16 protein-coding genes are annotated in these 16,827 nt (G+C 69.4%); 11 read left to right on the plus strand and 5 right to left on the minus strand.

The genetic code is table 11. From position 1 onward, the window contains the following. Nucleotides 1-109: 109 nt before the first annotated feature. Nucleotides 110-1,129, minus strand: a complete 1,020-nt coding sequence (locus NQ152_RS14685; RefSeq protein ID WP_257524528.1) for a 1-aminocyclopropane-1-carboxylate deaminase — start codon at nt 1,127-1,129, stop codon at nt 110-112. Between the two features lie 180 nt (nt 1,130-1,309). On the opposite strand from NQ152_RS14685, the gene NQ152_RS14690 reads away from it, so the two are divergent. After that, on the plus strand, nt 1,310-3,109 hold the full coding sequence (locus NQ152_RS14690) for a proline--tRNA ligase (RefSeq protein ID WP_257502773.1): 1,800 nt from the start codon (nt 1,310-1,312) through the stop codon (nt 3,107-3,109). A gap of 12 nt (nt 3,110-3,121) precedes the next feature. On the opposite strand, the gene NQ152_RS14695 is transcribed toward NQ152_RS14690, so the two are convergent. After that, entirely contained in the window at nt 3,122-3,628 is a 507-nt protein-coding gene (locus tag NQ152_RS14695; protein ID WP_257524529.1) for a pyridoxamine 5'-phosphate oxidase family protein, read from the minus strand. Nucleotides 3,629-3,687: 59 nt separating this feature from the next. After that, nucleotides 3,688-4,509, minus strand: coding sequence for a DUF1206 domain-containing protein (locus tag NQ152_RS17310; protein WP_257524530.1), 822 nt, complete (start codon nt 4,507-4,509; stop codon nt 3,688-3,690). A 61-nt stretch (nt 4,510-4,570) separates the two neighbouring features. Between NQ152_RS17310 and NQ152_RS14705 the strand changes: the two genes are divergently transcribed. The 5 genes from NQ152_RS14705 (at nt 4,571) to rbfA (ending at nt 11,240) form a co-directional block, all read left to right on the plus strand. Next, on the plus strand, nt 4,571-6,403 hold the full coding sequence (locus NQ152_RS14705; protein ID WP_257524531.1) for a lipase family protein: 1,833 nt from the start codon (nt 4,571-4,573) through the stop codon (nt 6,401-6,403). Nucleotides 6,404-6,511: 108 nt separating this feature from the next. Continuing rightward, nucleotides 6,512-7,498, plus strand: a complete 987-nt coding sequence (gene nusA, locus NQ152_RS14710; protein ID WP_257502769.1) for a transcription termination factor NusA — start codon at nt 6,512-6,514, stop codon at nt 7,496-7,498. Nucleotides 7,499-7,539: 41 nt separating this feature from the next. Next, on the plus strand, nt 7,540-7,812 hold the full coding sequence (locus NQ152_RS14715) for a YlxR family protein (RefSeq protein WP_257502768.1): 273 nt from the start codon (nt 7,540-7,542) through the stop codon (nt 7,810-7,812). Between the two features lie 58 nt (nt 7,813-7,870). Continuing rightward, the gene (gene infB, locus NQ152_RS14720) at nt 7,871-10,693 is read left to right on the plus strand and encodes a translation initiation factor IF-2 (RefSeq protein WP_257524532.1); all 2,823 of its coding nucleotides are present in this window, start codon (nt 7,871-7,873) and stop codon (nt 10,691-10,693) included. Nucleotides 10,694-10,751: 58 nt separating this feature from the next. After that, nucleotides 10,752-11,240, plus strand: a complete 489-nt coding sequence (gene rbfA / locus NQ152_RS14725) for a 30S ribosome-binding factor RbfA (protein ID WP_257502766.1) — start codon at nt 10,752-10,754, stop codon at nt 11,238-11,240. On the opposite strand, the gene NQ152_RS14730 is transcribed toward rbfA, so the two are convergent. Then, on the minus strand, nt 11,150-12,535 hold the full coding sequence (locus NQ152_RS14730) for a glycosyltransferase (RefSeq protein ID WP_257524533.1): 1,386 nt from the start codon (nt 12,533-12,535) through the stop codon (nt 11,150-11,152). The genes rbfA and NQ152_RS14730 overlap by 91 nt on opposite strands. A gap of 63 nt (nt 12,536-12,598) precedes the next feature. Between NQ152_RS14730 and NQ152_RS14735 the strand changes: the two genes are divergently transcribed. Next, nucleotides 12,599-13,243 carry a TetR/AcrR family transcriptional regulator gene (locus NQ152_RS14735; RefSeq protein WP_257502764.1) on the plus strand — a complete coding sequence of 215 codons (645 nt, stop codon included), beginning with the start codon at nt 12,599-12,601 and terminating at the stop codon, nt 13,241-13,243. Here NQ152_RS14735 and NQ152_RS14740 read toward each other — a convergent pair whose 3' ends face one another. Next, a complete protein-coding gene (locus tag NQ152_RS14740) occupies nt 13,244-14,110 on the minus strand; it encodes an A/G-specific adenine glycosylase (protein ID WP_257524534.1) in 867 nt (288 codons plus the stop codon). Nucleotides 14,111-14,271: 161 nt separating this feature from the next. Between NQ152_RS14740 and NQ152_RS14745 the strand changes: the two genes are divergently transcribed. Genes NQ152_RS14745 through NQ152_RS14760 form a run of 4 tightly spaced genes read left to right on the plus strand, consistent with a single transcriptional unit; the run spans nt 14,272 to nt 16,822 of the window. After that, entirely contained in the window at nt 14,272-14,856 is a 585-nt protein-coding gene (locus NQ152_RS14745; protein WP_257524535.1) for a hypothetical protein, read from the plus strand. Between the two features lie 24 nt (nt 14,857-14,880). Next, a complete protein-coding gene (locus tag NQ152_RS14750) occupies nt 14,881-15,567 on the plus strand; it encodes a uridine kinase (RefSeq protein ID WP_257502761.1) in 687 nt (228 codons plus the stop codon). After that, a complete protein-coding gene (gene truB, locus NQ152_RS14755) occupies nt 15,567-16,457 on the plus strand; it encodes a tRNA pseudouridine(55) synthase TruB (RefSeq protein WP_257524536.1) in 891 nt (296 codons plus the stop codon). The genes NQ152_RS14750 and truB overlap by 1 nt, the downstream gene beginning before the upstream one ends. After that, entirely contained in the window at nt 16,454-16,822 is a 369-nt protein-coding gene (locus NQ152_RS14760) for a hypothetical protein (RefSeq protein ID WP_257524537.1), read from the plus strand. Before truB ends, NQ152_RS14760 begins: the two co-directional genes overlap by 4 nt. Nucleotides 16,823-16,827: the final 5 nt, after the last annotated feature.

Genomic DNA, 16,827 nt, shown 5'->3' on the forward strand with positions numbered 1-16,827 from the left:
CGTGCCGCGGCATCCGCTGATTCGGAGAACGTCGCCGGATTCGGATGCGACGACCGCAGGGAGCCGGATCCGTTCACCTCACCCGAGAAGCGGATGCCGCGGGCGGCGTCTACGGCCAGAGCGAGTGGTACGCGTTGATCGCCGGCTGCCCGCCCAGGTGGGCGTACAGGACGTGCGAGTCCTTCGGAATGTCCCGGGAGCCCACGAGTTCGATCAGGCCGGCGAGGGACTTGCCCTCGTAGACGGGGTCGGTGATCATCGCCTCCAACTGCGCGCACACGGCCATCGCCGCCATCGTGGAATCGACCGGGATGCCGTATCGGTCGCCCGCCCACCCCGCGAGGACCTGGATCTCGTCGTCGCGCAGCTCGCGGCTCAGCTCGATCAGCTCCGCGGTGTGGCCGGCGATGCGGGTCACCTGATCCGTCGTTGTAGCCAGAGTCGCGGAGGCGTCGATGCCCAGCACCCGCCGCCGGAGGCCGGTCAGCTCCTCCAGCGCCGCGAAGCCGGCGATCATCCCGGCGTGCGTGGAACCGGTCACGGTGCAGACGATGATCGTGTCGAATGTGATGCCCAGCGCCCGCTCCTGCTCGGCGAGCTCGAACGCCCAGTTGGCGAAACCCAGACCGCCCAGCGGGTGCTCCGAGGCGCCGGCGGGAATCGGATAGGGCGTGCCGCCGGCGGCTTCGACCTCCCGCAGCGCCTTCTTCCACGAATCGCGCACCCCGATGTCGAAGCCGGCGTCCTCCAGCCGGGAGTCGGCGCCCATCATGCGGGAGAGCAGGATGTTCCCTACCCGGTCGTTGGTGGGGTCCTCCCACGGCACCCACTTCTCCTGCACCAGGCGCGCCTTCAGGCCCAAATGCGCGGCCACCGCGGCCACCTGTCGCGTGTGGTTGGACTGGTAGCCGCCGATCGAGACGAGCGTGTCCGCTCCCGAGGCGATGACATCGGGCACGATGTACTCGAGCTTCCGAATCTTGTTACCCCCGTAGGCCAGACCGCTGGATACGTCTTCGCGCTTGGCCCAGACCTGGGCGCCGCCCAGGTGCTGCGTCAGCCGCTTCAGGTGCTGGAGCGGACTGGGTCCGAAGGTGAGCGGGTAGCGGGGGAATTCGGCGAGCTTCATGCGTGGCTCCTCGGGGGGCGGATCAACACGGGTGTGTCGGGGGGATGCCTGACCGTGCGAGTTCGCAGAGCAGCCCATTGCGGATGCAATATATTGCATCCGCAATGGCGTCCGTTGTCAAACCCGCGCCGGCGCGAAAGGAGAACGGGCCGCGACGCGACGTCCGTAGACTTGACCCTCGTGGTCACCCGTCTCTCGCACTATTTCCTCCGCACGCTCCGCGAAGACCCCTCCGATGCCGAGGTCGCCTCGCATCGGCTGCTGGTCCGCGCCGGCTACATCCGGCGCCAGGCGCCGGGGATCTTCGCGTGGCTGCCGCTGGGTCTGAAGGTCAAGGGCAAGATCGAGGCGATCATCCGCGACGAGATGGCCAACGCCGGTGCGTACGAGGTGCATTTTCCTGCGCTCGTGCCGCGCGACCCCTATGAGCAGTCCGGTCGGTGGGAGACCTACGGCAATGGCATCTTCCGCCTGAAGGACCGCAAGGACGCGGACTACCTCCTCGCACCCACGCACGAGGAGCTCTTCACGCTGCTCGTGAAGGACCTGTATTCGTCCTACAAGGACCTGCCCCTGGCGATCTACCAGATCCAGGACAAGTACCGCGACGAGGCCAGGCCGCGTGCCGGCCTCCTGCGCGGTCGCGAGTTCACGATGAAAGACGCCTACTCGTTCGACTACACCGACGAGGGGCTGGATGCCTCGTATCAGCGGCAGCGCGACGCGTACGAGCGCATCTTCCAGCGGCTCGGACTCGAATACGTCATCGTCGCTGCCGACAACGGCCTCATGGGCGGTGCGCGCAGCGAGGAGTTCCTGCACCCGACCGCGATCGGCGAGGACACCTTCGTCCGGTCAGCCGGTGGCTACGCGGCGAACGTCGAAGCGTTCACGACGGTGTCGCCCGAGCCGCTGCCGCTGGACGGCCTGCCCGAGCCCGTGATCTTCGACTCGCCGAACACCCCCACGATCGCGACGCTCGTGGCGCACGCGAACGCGCACCTGGACGCGCCGGCCCCCGGCATCGCGGGTCCGGCCACGGATGCGCTGACGCAGTGGACGGCCGCGCACACGCTGAAGAACGTCGTGCTGGCGCTCACGCATCTGGACGGCACCCGCGAAGTGGTCATCGTCGGCATCCCGGGCGACCGCGACATCGACGACAAGCGCGTGGAGGTCGCCTTCGCCCCCGCCACCGTGGAGCAGGCCACTGAGGCGGACTTCGAGAGGAACCCGCTCCTGGTCAAGGGCTACATCGGCCCGTGGTCACCCACCGGCGCCGTGTTCGGCGAGGAGTCGGCCACCGGCATCCGATATCTGCTGGATCCCCGTGTCGTGGACGGCACGGCCTGGATCACCGGCGCCAACGCGGACCAGAAGCACGTGCACTCCCTGGTGGCTGGACGCGACTTCTTCGGCGACGGCTACGTGGAGGCCGCCGACGTGCGCGCCGGAGACCCCGCCCCCGACGGATCGGGACCCGTCGAGCTCGCGCGCGGCATGGAGATCGGCCATGTCTTCCAGCTCGGCCGCTTCTTCGCCGACGTGCTGGGCCTGAAGGTCCTCGATGAGAACGGCAAGCTCGTCACCGTCACGATGGGGTCGTACGGCATCGGCGTGACCCGCATCCTCGCGAACATCGCGGAGCTCAACAACGACGACAAGGGCCTCATCTGGCCGGCGTCGGTCGCGCCGTTCGACGTGCACGTGGTGGCGACCGGTCGCGATGCCGTCGTCTTCGACGTGGCCGAGAGGCTGTCCGCGGAGCTGGAGGCAGCCGGCGTGGACGTCCTCTACGACGACCGCCCCAAGGTCTCGCCGGGGGTCAAGTTCGGTGATGCGGAGCTGGTCGGCGTGCCGCAGATCGTCATCGTCGGCCGCGGTGCGGTCGAGGGCCAGGTCGAACTGTGGGATCGCCGCACAGGGGATCGCGAACTGGTCTCGGTCGCCGATGCGGTGGCCCGTCTCAGCCGGCGCTGACCGGCAGCGACGTCAGCAGCTGATCCGTTCGTGGCGCATGGTGTCGTCGGGCGTGTCCTTGGTGACCAGAGCCTTCAACATGCCCGCCGCCATCACGATCTTGCCGTGCTTGGGCTCCCAGAACTCGCATTCCACCGGGGTGACCTTCAGCAGCGCGATCCCGGGCGTGTCCAGGCCGTCTTCGAACCAGATGTCCAGCGACCCGGTGTACAGCTGCTCCATCTTGGCGCGGTCGTGCACCAGACGTGCCCGGCCGGCGACCGAGACGAACCGCATGCCCTTCGAGTCGAGATAGGACAGTCCCACGTCGTGGTCGGCCTCGACCTCGTCGACCTTCTTGGTGTCCTCCGCCGTGAAGAACCAGATGTCCCCGTTCTCATCCATCTGCCGGGTGCTCATCGGACGTGACACGAGGTTGCCCGAGGCGTCCTGCGTGGTGAGCATCGTGAAATCGATGTCCTCCACCAGTTCCTTGAGTCGCACGATCGCGTCGGTCTGTGTCATCGCTTCATCAGCCATGCCTCGAGGCTCACACGCCGCCGTGGCCGTCGCCAGGGGTTGACAGTCCGGTGAAACCCTCAGAAGCGGGCGAACCGCGCACGGAAGAAGCAGAAGACCCCGTACGCGATGAACCCGACGCCCACCGCGCCGACCAGCCAGGGGCCGAAGTCCAGGGCGAGGAGCGCGGAGACCGCCCCGTCCAGGCCGCCGGCGGCACCGGGGTCGGTCGTGAACGCGGCCACCAGCAGCAGGATGCCCACGATGATCAGCGCGATGCCCTTCGCCACGAATCCGACCACGCCCAGGCCGGCGAGCGAGCGGCCCACGCCGTGCCGTGGGATGTCGATCTTGTTGCGGAACGTGCGGCGCACGCCCATGACCACGAAGGCGATGCCGCCGATGCCGATCCCGACCCCGACGAGCCCCAGCACGATGGAGCCGCCCGGAAGCTGCAGCACACCTCGGCTGGCATTCTCCGCCGCCTCCTCGGCATCCACCCGCGCACCCAGTGCGACGGATGCGGAGATCACGCCGAGCGCGACGAAGATCACCGCCTGACCCCAGCTGCCCACGCGCCCGCCCCACTTCGCCGCCAGCTCCCGGTAGTCCTCGGAGGCCGGCCGCACGAGGATGCCTTCCAGGAAATGCCAGATGCCCAGCGCCCACAGCGTGATCGCGATCAGCCACAGCGCAACGAAACCGAGCGGTGCGCCGGCGATCAGCATGAGCGCACCGGATTGATCCGTGTCGCCATCGCCGCCGAAGGCGACGACGACCGCGATGAGTCCGATCAGGACGTGCACGACGCCGTTCGCGGCGTATCCGGCGCGTGCGGTCCAGCGAAAGGGGGTGCTCTGCTCTGCTTCTCGCGCGACGCGCCTGGGTGCCGCAGAGTCCACCGCGTCAGCCTACGCGCAGTCGCGACGTGCGCCCGGACGGACCCGACTTAGGATTGCCCGCGTGACCGAGACGCCCGCGACCACCGTGTGGAGGCCGCGACTGCGACGCGTGCTCCGGCTGATCGAGGGCGCGCCGGCACCCGCCGTGCTGGGCGCCGGGGTGTTCGTGCTCTTCCTCGGCATCTTCATCGTCACGCGCCCGCTGACCTCGCTGTGGCTGCTGGCCGTCCTGGTCGGTGTCAGCGCGGTCGTCGCCGGAGTGATCGACCTGGCGGATTCGGAGCGGTCCTCTCGACTGTGGTACCGGGTCGTCTGCGGAGTGTGGATCCTGGGCGGTGTCGCGGTGCTGGTGTGGCTCGGCCGTTCGATCGAGCTGCTTCCGACCGTGCTGGGCGTGCTGCTCGTGGTCGGCGGTCTGGGTGCGCTCGGCGGACTGAGCGGCGGCAGAGTCAGCGCGCGCGTGCTGACGATCGCATCCGGTGTGGGCCAGATCGTCTTCGGCATCCTGGCCCTGGTGTGGCCGGATCTGACGCTCCTGGTTGCCGCCGTGCTCTTCGGGATCCGGACCGTCGCATACGGCGTGAGGCTGATCTGGCGTGCCGGGCGGAGTCTCGCCGGCCTGCCGGCGCGACTGACCGACGGGCCCCAGACCCGCCGCAGTCTGATCCTCGGCGATGTGGCCCGGTATGCCCTGGCCGTCGGGTTCCTGGCGCTGGCAGCCTCGGCCTGGTGGGTCAACAGCTGGCTGGCGGAGGGCTCCCCGGTGGTCGACTCCTTCTACGACGCGCCGGCAGAGGCGCCCGACGAGCCCGGCGTGCTGATCCGGGCGGACGCCTACACCGGCGTGCACCCGTCGGGCGGCACGGTGCAGCGCATCCTGTACAGCACCACCGATGCGTACGGGGTGCGCGCGGTGGCCAGCGCGCTGGTGATCACTCCGCTCGAGCCGCCGCCGGGTCCGCGTCCGGTCATATCCTGGAACTGGGGGACGACAGGCGTCGCGCGCGGATGCGCGCCGAGCCTGATGGACACCACCGCGACCCGGTGGGCGATTCCGGGCGTGGAGCAGGCGCTCGCGCGCGGCTGGGTGGTGATCGGGTCCGACTACAGCGGTCGCGGAGCGGACGGCAGGTTCCCGTACCTCATCGGCGCGGGTGAAGCGCGCTCCAGCCTGGACGCCATCCGCGCGGCAGGTCAGCTGGATGACCTCCGCCTATCTGCGGACGTGGTCGTGTGGGGACACTCCCAGGGGGGTCACGCGGCGCTGTGGACCGAGCCGGTGGCGGCCGAATACGCGCCCGAGCTTCGGATCCTCGGGACCGCGACGCTGGCGGCGGTGACCGACCCGCTGGGCATGGCGCGGGAGCTGACGAGGCGGGACGCCTCGGCCGAGCTGTCCATCCTCGTCTCCTGGGTGCTGGTGCCGTACGCGGACCTCTACCCGGACGTGGACGTCGAGGACTACGTCGCCACCTCGGGGCGGGCGATCGTGCGGGAGATGACGCAGCGATGCCTGAGCGAACCAGGATTGTTCGTCTCGGCGATCACCTCCCTCGGGGTCTCCGCGGACCGCCCCCTCTACCCGGCCAACCTGACCGGAGGTCCGCTGGGCAGACGGCTCGAGCAGAACACACCCGCTGGACCGTGGGCAGCCCCGCTGCTGCTGGCGTGGGGTGCCCGCGACGAGGTGATCCCCGCGCAGCTGCCGCACCGGTTCGTCGAGGAGCTGTGCGAGGCCGGAACAGCGGTGCGCTGGGTACCGTACGCGAACGCCGATCACCGGTCGCTGATCGGCCCATCGTCGCCGTTTCTGCCGACCCTGATGCGCTGGACACAGGCACGTTTCGACCGGGACGAGCGGCTGGTCTCCGACTGCTGGCAGCTGGTCGAGTAGCACGCGCCCCAGACGGGTGTTCTCCCAGGCCGCAGGCCCCGGAATCCGGTACCGTTGAGGATGCCGCGCGCATGACGCGACGGCGATAGCTGAATAGGGAGGTCACTTGTGGACATCGATCTGTCATTGCTGAGGACGATTGAGCGAGAGAAGGAGATTCCGTTCGATGAGCTCGTGCGCATCATCGAACAGGCCATCCTGACCGCCTACGCGAAGCACACCACCCCGACCGGTGAGCTCCCGAACGGTGCGCGCGTGCTGCTGGATCGCAAGACCGGCCACGTCGCGGTCTTCCTGCCGATGGTCGACGAGGACGGCGCCGTGATCGGCGAGGAGGAGACAACTCCCGACGACTTCGGGCGCATCGCCGCGTTCGCCGCCAAGCAGGTGATCAGTCAGCGCCTGCGTGACATCGCGGACGATGCAGTCCTGGGCGAGTTCCGCGGCAAGGAGGGCGACATCGTCGCCGGGGTCGTCCAGCAGGGCCCGAATCCGCGCATGGTGCACGTCGATCTGGGATCGATCGAGGCAATTCTCCCGCCCGAGGAGCAGGTGGCCGGTGAGCAGTACGCGCACGGCTCCCGCCTGCGGGTGTACGTCACGTCCGTGGCGAAGGGCAACAAGGGACCGCAGATCACGGTCTCGCGCACGCACCCGGGCCTGGTCCGCAAGCTGTTCGCGCTCGAGGTGCCCGAGATCCACTCGGGGCTGGTGGAGATCGTCTCGCTCGCGCGTGAGGCCGGACACCGCACGAAGATCGCGGTCCGGGCGACCGATCCGACCATCAATGCGAAGGGCGCCTGCATCGGCGAACTCGGACGCCGCGTCCGCGCCGTGACCGAGGAGCTCGGCGGGGAGAAGATCGACATCGTCGACTACGACCCCGAGCTGGCCAAGTTCGTCGCGAATGCGCTGTCGCCCGCGAAGGTGACCTCGAGCTTCATCCTGGACTCCTCCACGAAGGCCGTACGCGCGCTCGTGCCCGACTACCAGCTCTCGCTGGCCATCGGCAAGGAGGGTCAGAACGCCCGTCTGGCCGCCAAGCTGACCGGTGCCAAGATCGACATCCAACCGGACAGCGTGCTGGAGAGCTGACAGCATCCGCTCGCAGAGGACGGCATGCTGAGAGGTGTAAGATGGATTCTGTACGAACGTGCGTCGGATGCCGCGTGCGTGCCCCCCGGTCCACACTCCTTCGAGTCGTGGCCATCGATTCCACCCTCGTCCCCGACGAGCGGGCATCGCTACCGGGACGGGGCGCGTGGGTTCACGAGACGCACGAGTGTGGGGATGCCGCGATCCGGCGCCGCGCCTTCGTGCGGGCATTGCGTGTGTCAGGTCCTCTGGATACGCAGACCTTCGAGAAACGGCTGAATGGCTATGGAAACAAAGTGAACGGCTCGAAATGAGACCCGTCCGCGACTGAGGTCTGCCCTGCCTGGGTGGACCAACCCAGACAGGAGAATTGTGGCTGCCAAACCACGCGTACACGAGATCGCTTCCGAACTCGGTGTAGATAGCAAGGTCGCTCTTGCAAAGCTCAAGGAGCTCGGCGAATTCGTCAAGAGCCCCTCATCGACGATCGAGCCCCCGGTGGCTCGCAAGCTGCGCGCCGCCCTCGAGGCGGACGGCGCAGCCAAGCCCGCCGCCGGTGCCGCGCCGGCTGCGGCCCCTGCGCCGAGCAACGGTGCGCGCCCCGGCGCTGCCCGCCCGGGTGCCGGCCGTCCCGGCGCACCGCGACCGGGGGCTGCCGCCCCTGCGCCCGCTCCGGCTCCGGCGGCTCCCGCCGCGCCGGCGCCCGCGCCCGCGCCTGCGCCTGCGCCCGCTGAGGTCGCCGCGCCCGCCGCGGCGGCAGCGCCCACCGAGGCGCCGTCCCCGGCCGCCCCGGCGGCCGACGCACCGGCTCAGCCGTCCGGCGATGCTGCCACCCCCGGCGCACCGCGTCCGGGTGGAGCGCCGCGTCCCGGCAACAACCCGTTCTCGAGCGCGCAGGGCATGGGCCAGCGCCCGGCCGGCCCGCGCCCGGGCAACAACCCGTTCGCCAGCGCGCAGGGCATGGGTCAGCGACCCAGCCCCGGCAACATCCCCCGTCCTCAGGCACCCCGTCCCGGCGCTCCGCGTCCGGGAGCACCCGGCGCCCGTCCGGGCGGTCCCGGCCGTCCCGGTGGCGGCGGCCGTCCCGGTGGCGCTCCGTTCCAGCAGCGCCCCGGCGGTCCCGGTCGTCCCGGCGGTGCCGGTGGCGGCTTCCAGCGTCCCGGTGGCGCGCCCGGTGGAGCCCCTGCGGGTGGCTTTGCGGGTCGTCCCGGTGGTGGCGGCGGTCGTGGTCGTGGACCCGGCGGCGGTACGGCCGGCGCGTTCGGCAAGGGCGGCGGCAAGTCCAAGCAGCGCAAGTCGCGCAGGGCGAAGCGTCAAGAATTCGAGATGAGGGATGCACCGGTCGTCGGTGGCATCAACGTCTCCCGTGGTAACGGTGAGACCATCCGGATGCGCCGCGGCGCATCGATCTCGGACTTCGCCGACAAGATCGAGACGCTGACCGGCTACACCGTGCAGCCGGGCACGCTCGTGACGATCCTGTTCAACCTGGGTGAGATGGCGACGGCGACCGAATCGCTCGACGAAGCCACCTTCGAGGTGCTCGGCGCCGAGCTGGGCTACAAGATCCAGATGGTCTCGCCCGAGGACGAGGACAAGGAGCTCCTGGAGAGCTTCGGTCTCAACCTCGATCAGGAGCTTGAGGACGAGGATGAGGATGACCTCGAGATCCGTCCTCCGGTCGTGACCGTCATGGGTCACGTCGACCACGGTAAGACCCGACTGCTCGACGCCATCCGCCAGACGAATGTGGTCGCGGGAGAAGCGGGCGGCATCACGCAGCACATCGGCGCCTACCAGGTCTGGACCGAGCACGAGGGCATCGAGCGGGCCATCACCTTCATCGACACACCGGGTCACGAGGCGTTCACCGCCATGCGTGCTCGTGGTGCGCAGGTGACCGACCTCGCGATCCTCGTGGTCGCCGCCGACGACGGCATCATGCCGCAGACGGTCGAGGCGCTCAACCACGCCCAGGCCGCCGGCGTGCCGATCGTGGTCGCGGTGAACAAGATCGACAAGCCGGATGCCAACCCGGGCAAGGTCCGCCAGCAGCTGACCGAGTACGGGCTGGTCGCAGAGGAGTATGGCGGCGACGTCATCTTCGTGGATGTCTCGGCCCGCGACGGCCTGCACATCCAGGAGCTGCTGGATGCCGTGCTGCTGACCGCGGATGCCGGCCTGGACCTGACCGCGAACCCGAACAAGGCCGCGCGCGGTGTCGCCATCGAGGCGAAGCTCGACAAGGGCCGCGGTTCGGTCGCGACCGTGCTCATCCAGTCCGGAACCCTCCGGGTCGGCGACGCGATCGTCGCCGGCACCGCCTACGGCCGCGTGCGTGCCATGGCGGACGAGAACGGCGATCCGGTGCTCGAGGCCTACCCGTCGCGTCCGGTGCAGGTGCAGGGTCTGAACTCCGTGCCCCGCGCCGGTGACACCTTCATCGTCACCGATGAGGATCGTCTGGCCCGTCAGATCGCCGAGAAGCGTGAAGCAGCCGAGCGCAACGCCCAGCTGGCGAAGGCGCGTAAGCGCATCTCGCTCGAGGACTTCACCCGCGCCCTCCAGGAGGGCAAGGTCGAGTCGCTCAACCTCATCATCAAGGGCGACGTGTCCGGTGCGGTCGAGGCGCTCGAGGAGTCGCTGCTCAAGATCGAGGTGGACGACTCAGTCCAGCTGCGGATCATCCACCGAGGCGTCGGTGCCATCACCGAGTCGGATGTGAACCTGGCGACGATCGACAACGCGATCATCATCGGCTTCAACGTCCGGCCCGACGCGAAGGCACGCGAGCGTGCTCAGCGCGAAGGCGTGGACACCCGCTTCTACTCGGTCATCTACAACGCGATCGACGACGTTGAGCAGTCCCTCAAGGGCATGCTCAAGCCGGAGTTCGAAGAGGTCCAGTCGGGCGTGGCCGAGATCCGCGAGGTGTTCCGCTCCTCCAAGTTCGGCAACATCGCCGGTGTCATCGTCCGCTCCGGGACGATCACGCGCAACGCGAAGGCGCGCGTCATCCGCGATGGCGTCGTCATCGCCGATGGCCTGGCCATCGAGTCGCTGCGTCGCTTCAAGGACGACGTGACCGAGGTGCGCACGGACTACGAGGCCGGTATCGGACTCGGCAAGTTCAACGACATCCAGGTCGGCGACGAAATCGAGACGACAGAGCTCGTCGAGAAGCCGCGAGGCTGATCACGACACGGGGGACGCCTTCGGGCGTCCCCCGTGTGCAGTACTACCAGGGAGAGAAATGGCTGGAGAACGGCAGGCGAGAGTCGCGGATCGCATCCGCGTCGTGCTCGCGGAGCGACTCGAGAAGGGGCTGCGTGACCCGCGCCTCGGATTCGTCACGATCACCGACGTGAAGGTGACCGGCGACCTGCAGCACGCGTCGGTGTTCTACACCGTCATGGGCGACGAGGCGCTGAGGGCGGACACCGCCGCCGCGCTGAAGTCGGCGACGGGGCTGCTGCGCACCGAGGTCGGCAAGAACCTCAACACGCGGCTGACTCCGACGCTGGAATTCTTCCTCGACGCGATCCCGGAGAACGCCGATCACATCGCCGCGCTCCTGCGCGAAGCGCGCGAGCGCGATGAGGCCGTCGCCGGACTCGCCGCGTCTGCGAAGTACGCCGGTGACGCGGATCCCTACGTCAAGCCGCGCGAGTTCGACGAGTCGGACGAATCCGACGACGAGGCCGACGCCGGCGACGAGGATCTCCAGCCTGCGAAGGACTGAGCGGGGAAGGGCTCCTCTGCGCCGGCGATGATCCGATCGACCATGGCCGCGAACCCTGCCGCGCCGCTGGACGCTGCGATGTCGGCGGCGATGCGCTGGGCTGCGCGTCGATACCGTGGCTCGGTCGTCACCCGCTCGACGGCGCCCTTGATCGCCGCGGCCGTCGGGCGCTGGGTGCGCAGATTCACGCCTGTACCCGACCACGCGACACGGGCGGCGACCTCGACCTTGTCTTCCTTGCCGGGTGCCACAACCAGCGGCACGCCGTGGCTCAGCGAGTACTGAACGCCGCCGTAGCCGCCGTTGGTGATGAACAGATCGGTGTGCGCGAACAGCTCGTCGTAGGGAAGGAACTCCGCCGCCCGGACATTGACGGGCAGCGTGCCGAGGGCCTGGACGGGCAGACCGCCGGTCGCGACGACGACGAGCGCCCCGCTGTCGGCGAGGCCGTGGATCGTGGGCAGAATGAGCTCGGATGGGTCATCGTTCGCGATCGTGCCCTGCGTCACGTGCACGACGGTGCGCGCCGCTTCGACATCACGCCACCACTCGGGTCGCGCATGCGGCGCCGCCGCCGCAGAAACCGGCCCGGTGAAGACGACGGATGCCGGGGCGTCCGGTCGCCGGTACTCGAAGGTGGGCACGGTGAGCTGGCCGATGGCGTCGGCGCGGGGGAGCCAGTCCAGCACGGCTCCCGACAGGCTGCGCCCGATCGCGCGATGGGCGACCTCATCGGCCGCCGCGTTCACCGGCCGGAAGATGCGCTTGGTGGCGGCGGCGAGGATGGTGTTCCGGATGCTCCCGGCCAGCCCGCCCATCGGCGCGAGCCCCATCCCGAACGGCGCCAGTCCTGGCCCCGGATAGTTCAGAGGCACGAGACCGGCGACGACGACGGGAGCGCGGTCCGCCGGCGAATGCTCGGCGTAGATCGCAGCTCCGAAGAAGAGCGGGTCGCACACGACGACATCGACGTCGGCGCCGGTGACGAGCGCCGAAAGCGCCGCGTACTGCTGTTCCGCGGGGCGCACGAAGATGTGCTCGAAGTCGAAGGCGATCGCCTTGACCGCCGGCATGCCCTCTCGCTCCGGGTACTTCGACGACACCGTTCGGTCGTCGAAGTCCGCCGCCTCCGGCAGGGCGACGTGTTCGGCCCCGGTCGCAGAGACGGCGTCGGCGAAGCGGGCGCCCGTGAGGAAGGTCACATGGTCGCCTCGGTCGACGAAGTGGCGTGCGAGCGGTAGCAAGGGTGAGACGTGTCCGTGCACGGGCACGGAGGCGAAAAGGATTCCAGACATGACTGCTCCACTGACGAATCGGATAATGTGGAAAGTATTCACTACAGGGGTACAGTAGTCAATATGCCGGACCAGAGATCTTCACGTCGCTATTCATCCGCCCTTCGCACGGAGCAGGCCGCGGCCACGCGAGCTCGGATCGTCGCGGCGGCCGCCGAACTCTTCGCGGCGCGCGGTTACGCCGGCACGAGCATGCCGGAGATCGCCCGCAACGCCGGGGTGTCTCCTGAGACCGTCCAGTCGCACGGCCCGAAATCGGCGCTCCTGCGCGCGGCGATCGACGCGTTCGCGTTCGGCGCCGGACGCGACGCCGACGCGAGAGAGACCGCGCTGGGCGAGCAGATGCTCTCCGCCCGGACTGCTGCAGAGGCGGCCGCGGTCGCCGCGGAGGTCCTGACGCAGGTCAACTCCGCAACGCACGGGCTGTGGCTCGCCTTCGCCGAGGCCGCGCGCACCGACGCAGAGATCGCCGAAGCGTTCGGGCAGCTGGCAGCAGGCATCCGGGCGCAGAACGTCACACTCATGCAGGAGTGGATGGCCCGAGGCTTCGCGCGCGACGATCTCGGTCTGGACGACCTCGTCGACCGCGCGGTGCTGATCGGCTCGGTGGAGCTCTACGACCGGGCCGTGCGCGTCGGAGGCATGAGCGTCGGCCAGTACCGACGGCTGCTGGCCGCGATGCTTGGTGAGCTTCTGGTGGCGAGCTGATCAGGCGGGCAGCCGGAGCATCCCCTCGGTGGCCTCGGCCAGTCCGTCGGCCACCAGAGAATCGATCGCACGGTCCCGCTGGCGAGGGTCGGGCCAGTCCGGGAGGACCTCGCAGAGGGGGAGCGTGTGGGACGCGGCATCCCGGAGCATCTTCAGCACCGCACCGCGCGTTTGGCGGTCGCTTCCCTCGAACCGCGCCTGCCGACGGCGCAGGTCACCGGTATCGGGATAGCCCGCGAGTCTCCAGGCGCAGTGCTCGGCGAGCGGGCACAGCCGGCAGCGGGGCACCCGAGCGGTGCAGACGAGTGCGCCGAGCTCCATCGCGGCGGCATTGACGATCGCGGAGCCTTCCAGCGAGTCGGGGAGGATCTCCTCCATGTCCGCCAGGTCGCGCCGGGCAGGGGGACCGGGGTGTGCTCGACCGTGGACGGCGCGGGCGAGCACACGCCGGGTGTTCGTGTCCACGACGGGATGCCGGGCACCGTAGGCGAACACCGCGACGGCGCGTGCGGTGTAGTCGCCTATCCCGGTCAGTGCCAGCAGCGTGTCCACGTCGCTCGGGACGACGCCTCCGTGCCGGGTGACGATCTCGGTCGCCGCGCGATGCAGCCACAGTGCGCGACGCGGGTACCCCAGATTCGCCCACTGTGCCACTGCCGCCGACGGCGCGTCCGACGCGAGGGACGCCGGGTCGGGCCACCGGGCGAGCCACGCCTCGAGGTGGGGCACGACGCGGCTCACCGGGGTCTGCTGCAGCATGAACTCGCTGACCAGCACGCCCCAGGCGGGGAAACCGGGACGCCGCCAGGGCAGGTCTCGCGCGTTCTGCCGGTACCAGCCGATCAGCGGGGCGGCGATCTCGGGCATGCCGATCAGCCTAAGCTCGCCACCGCCTGCGACGCGCGTCACGTTTCGACTCCGAATGTCCTGCGGTCATCGACGGCAGCCTCGCTGACCTTTACGGTGGAGTCAGATCTCCAGAGAGGCGTTCCATGCGGCGACCGGCATGTGTTGTATCGATTCTTGCGGTGGCAATCCTGCTTTCCGGTTGCGTGACAGCGTCCGAGACGGCTGCACCTACCCCCGAACCGCCCTCCACGGCGGCTCCGTCGGCGAGCGTGCCGACGCCCACGCCCACAACGGACCCCGCCGACCCCTCGACGTGGCTCATCTCCGAGGCCGGTATCGGCCCGATCACGCTGAATGCTCCGTTCTCGGACGCGGTCGCCCAACTGCCGACGGACGTCGAGCGCGACCCTGAGGTCTGCACGCACTCGGTGCTGTGGCAGGACGCCGACGGCGACAACCTTTGGATCGTTCGCGACGCGTCCCGCGACGATGCTGCCCCGTTGGAACTGGTCGAATGGGGCGACTGGACCGAGCCGTACGACGTCGGCGGGCCACGGACGGCAGCCGGGATCGGTGTCGGCTCGACCGTGGACGAGGTCTGGGCGGCTTACCCCGACGCGCTCGAGACGACGCAGCGAATCTCCCCGGACATCCACTACATCAGCGTCGACGCGATCTTCTTCTCCTACCGGGAACCGTCCACGGTCATCAATGTCGTCACCGTGACCGACGCCGAACAGCCGCCGTACGAGATCTGCGGCTGAGCGGACCGACCGTAGGCTGGAGGCATGCGCCTGCCCACGACCCCGCTCACCACGCTGCTGCGTGAACTGCGCGACGAGGTCCGCCAGCACTATCGCGGCGGCCGGGTCATCATCGCGGTGGACGGCATCGACGGTGCGGGCAAGACGACCTTCGCCGACGCCTTCGCGGACGTGTTCGCCGAGGACGGCTCCTCGGTCTTCCGGGCATCCATCGACGACTTCCACCGTCCGCGGGCGGAGCGTTATCAGCGCGGTCGCCGCTCGCCGGAGGGTTATTACCGCGACTCGTACGACTACGCGACGTTCCGGCGGGTGCTGATCGACCCGTTCCGCGACGGCGCCCAGACGGCAGGCACGACCGGCTTCCAGCTGGCGGCGTTCGACGTCGCACGCGACACCCCGGTCGAAGCGACCTGGACCACAGCGCCACGGGATGCCGTGCTCATCGTCGACGGCATCTTCCTGCTCCGGCCCGAGCTGCGCGGACTCTGGGACTGGTCGGTGTGGCTGGACGCTCCGGTCGATGTCGCCTACCAGCGAATGGCGTTGCGCGACGGCTCCGATCCGAACCCGGCTGCCGCCTCGAACCTCCGATACCGCGATGGGCAGGAGCTGTACCTGAAGGACGCCCGGCCCAGGCTGGAAGCCTCTGCGATCGTGGACAACGCCGATCTGGCCCATCCCCGTCGCACGTTCGAGGACTACTGCTGATGGCCGCACCCGGTGTGCTGCTGGTGGACAAGCCCGGCGGCATGACCAGCCATGACGTCGTCGCCCGCGCCCGCAAGGCGCTGGGGACCCGCAAGATCGGCCACGCCGGCACGCTGGATCCGATGGCCACCGGCCTGCTGATCCTCGGCGTGGAGGCTGCCACCCGGCTGCTGACCTACATCGTCGGGCTGGACAAGACCTACCAGGCCACGATCCGTCTCGGCGCGACGACAGACACCGATGATGCGGACGGCACGATCCTGACGGTGACGGATGCCGCCGCCCTCGATCCCGCGGCGATCACCGCCGCGATCGCTCCGCTCACGGGCGAGATCTCCCAGGTGCCCAGCCGCGTGTCGGCGATCAAGGTCGCCGGCCGCCGGGCCTACGACCTGGCGCGCGCGGGCGAGGAGGTCACGCTCGCCGCCCGCACCGTGACGGTGTCCCGGTTCGAGGTACTCGACCAGCGCAGCGAGGACGGCTTCGTCGATCTGGACGTCGTCGTGGACTGCTCGAGCGGCACCTACATCCGTGCCCTCGCCCGTGACCTCGGCGACGCTCTCGGCGTGGGCGGTCACCTCACGGCGCTGCGGCGCACCCGCATCGGCCCGTTCGGACTCGACGGTGCGGCAGCCATCGATGCACTCGGCGCCGCCCGGCTGCTCACACCGGCCGATGTGGCCACCACCGTCCTCGGCGCATTCCCGGTGTCCGCGGACGAGGCGCGCGACCTCCGCCACGGCAAACGGCTGGTCGGCGCGGCCGCACGGATCACGCAGGTCCCTGCGGCCGCCATCGACCCCGCCGGACTTCTGGTCGGGATCGTGGAGCGCCGCGGCGACGACGTCAAAAGCGTCATGAACCTTCCCCCCGGAGAGGCATCCGCATGATCCTGTGGTTCACCATCGCCCAGATCGCCGTGGCCGTCCTGGCCGGGCTGCTCGGCATCATCCTCGGCCTGGCCGGCCGACGGCCGAGCGATCTCAGCGTCGGGGGACTCGCGCTCCTGGAGCTGCTACTCATCGCGCAGATCGTCATCGCGATCGTCGCCCCGTTCGCCGGTAACCCGCCCTCCGGCAGCCCGCTGGAGTTCTGGGTGTACCTGGTCTCGGCGGCGCTGATCCCGCCCGCGGCCGTCGTGTGGGCGCTGTTGGAGCGCAGCCGGTGGAGCACCGTCATCATGGGCGTCGCGGCACTCGCGGTCGCGGTGATGCTCTGGCGCATGCAAGCGATCTGGACGATCCAGGTGGCATGAGCCAG

It is taken from the genome of Microbacterium sp. zg.B48, from assembly GCF_024623505.1.
Taxonomy (GTDB): Bacteria; Actinomycetota; Actinomycetes; order Actinomycetales; family Microbacteriaceae; genus Microbacterium.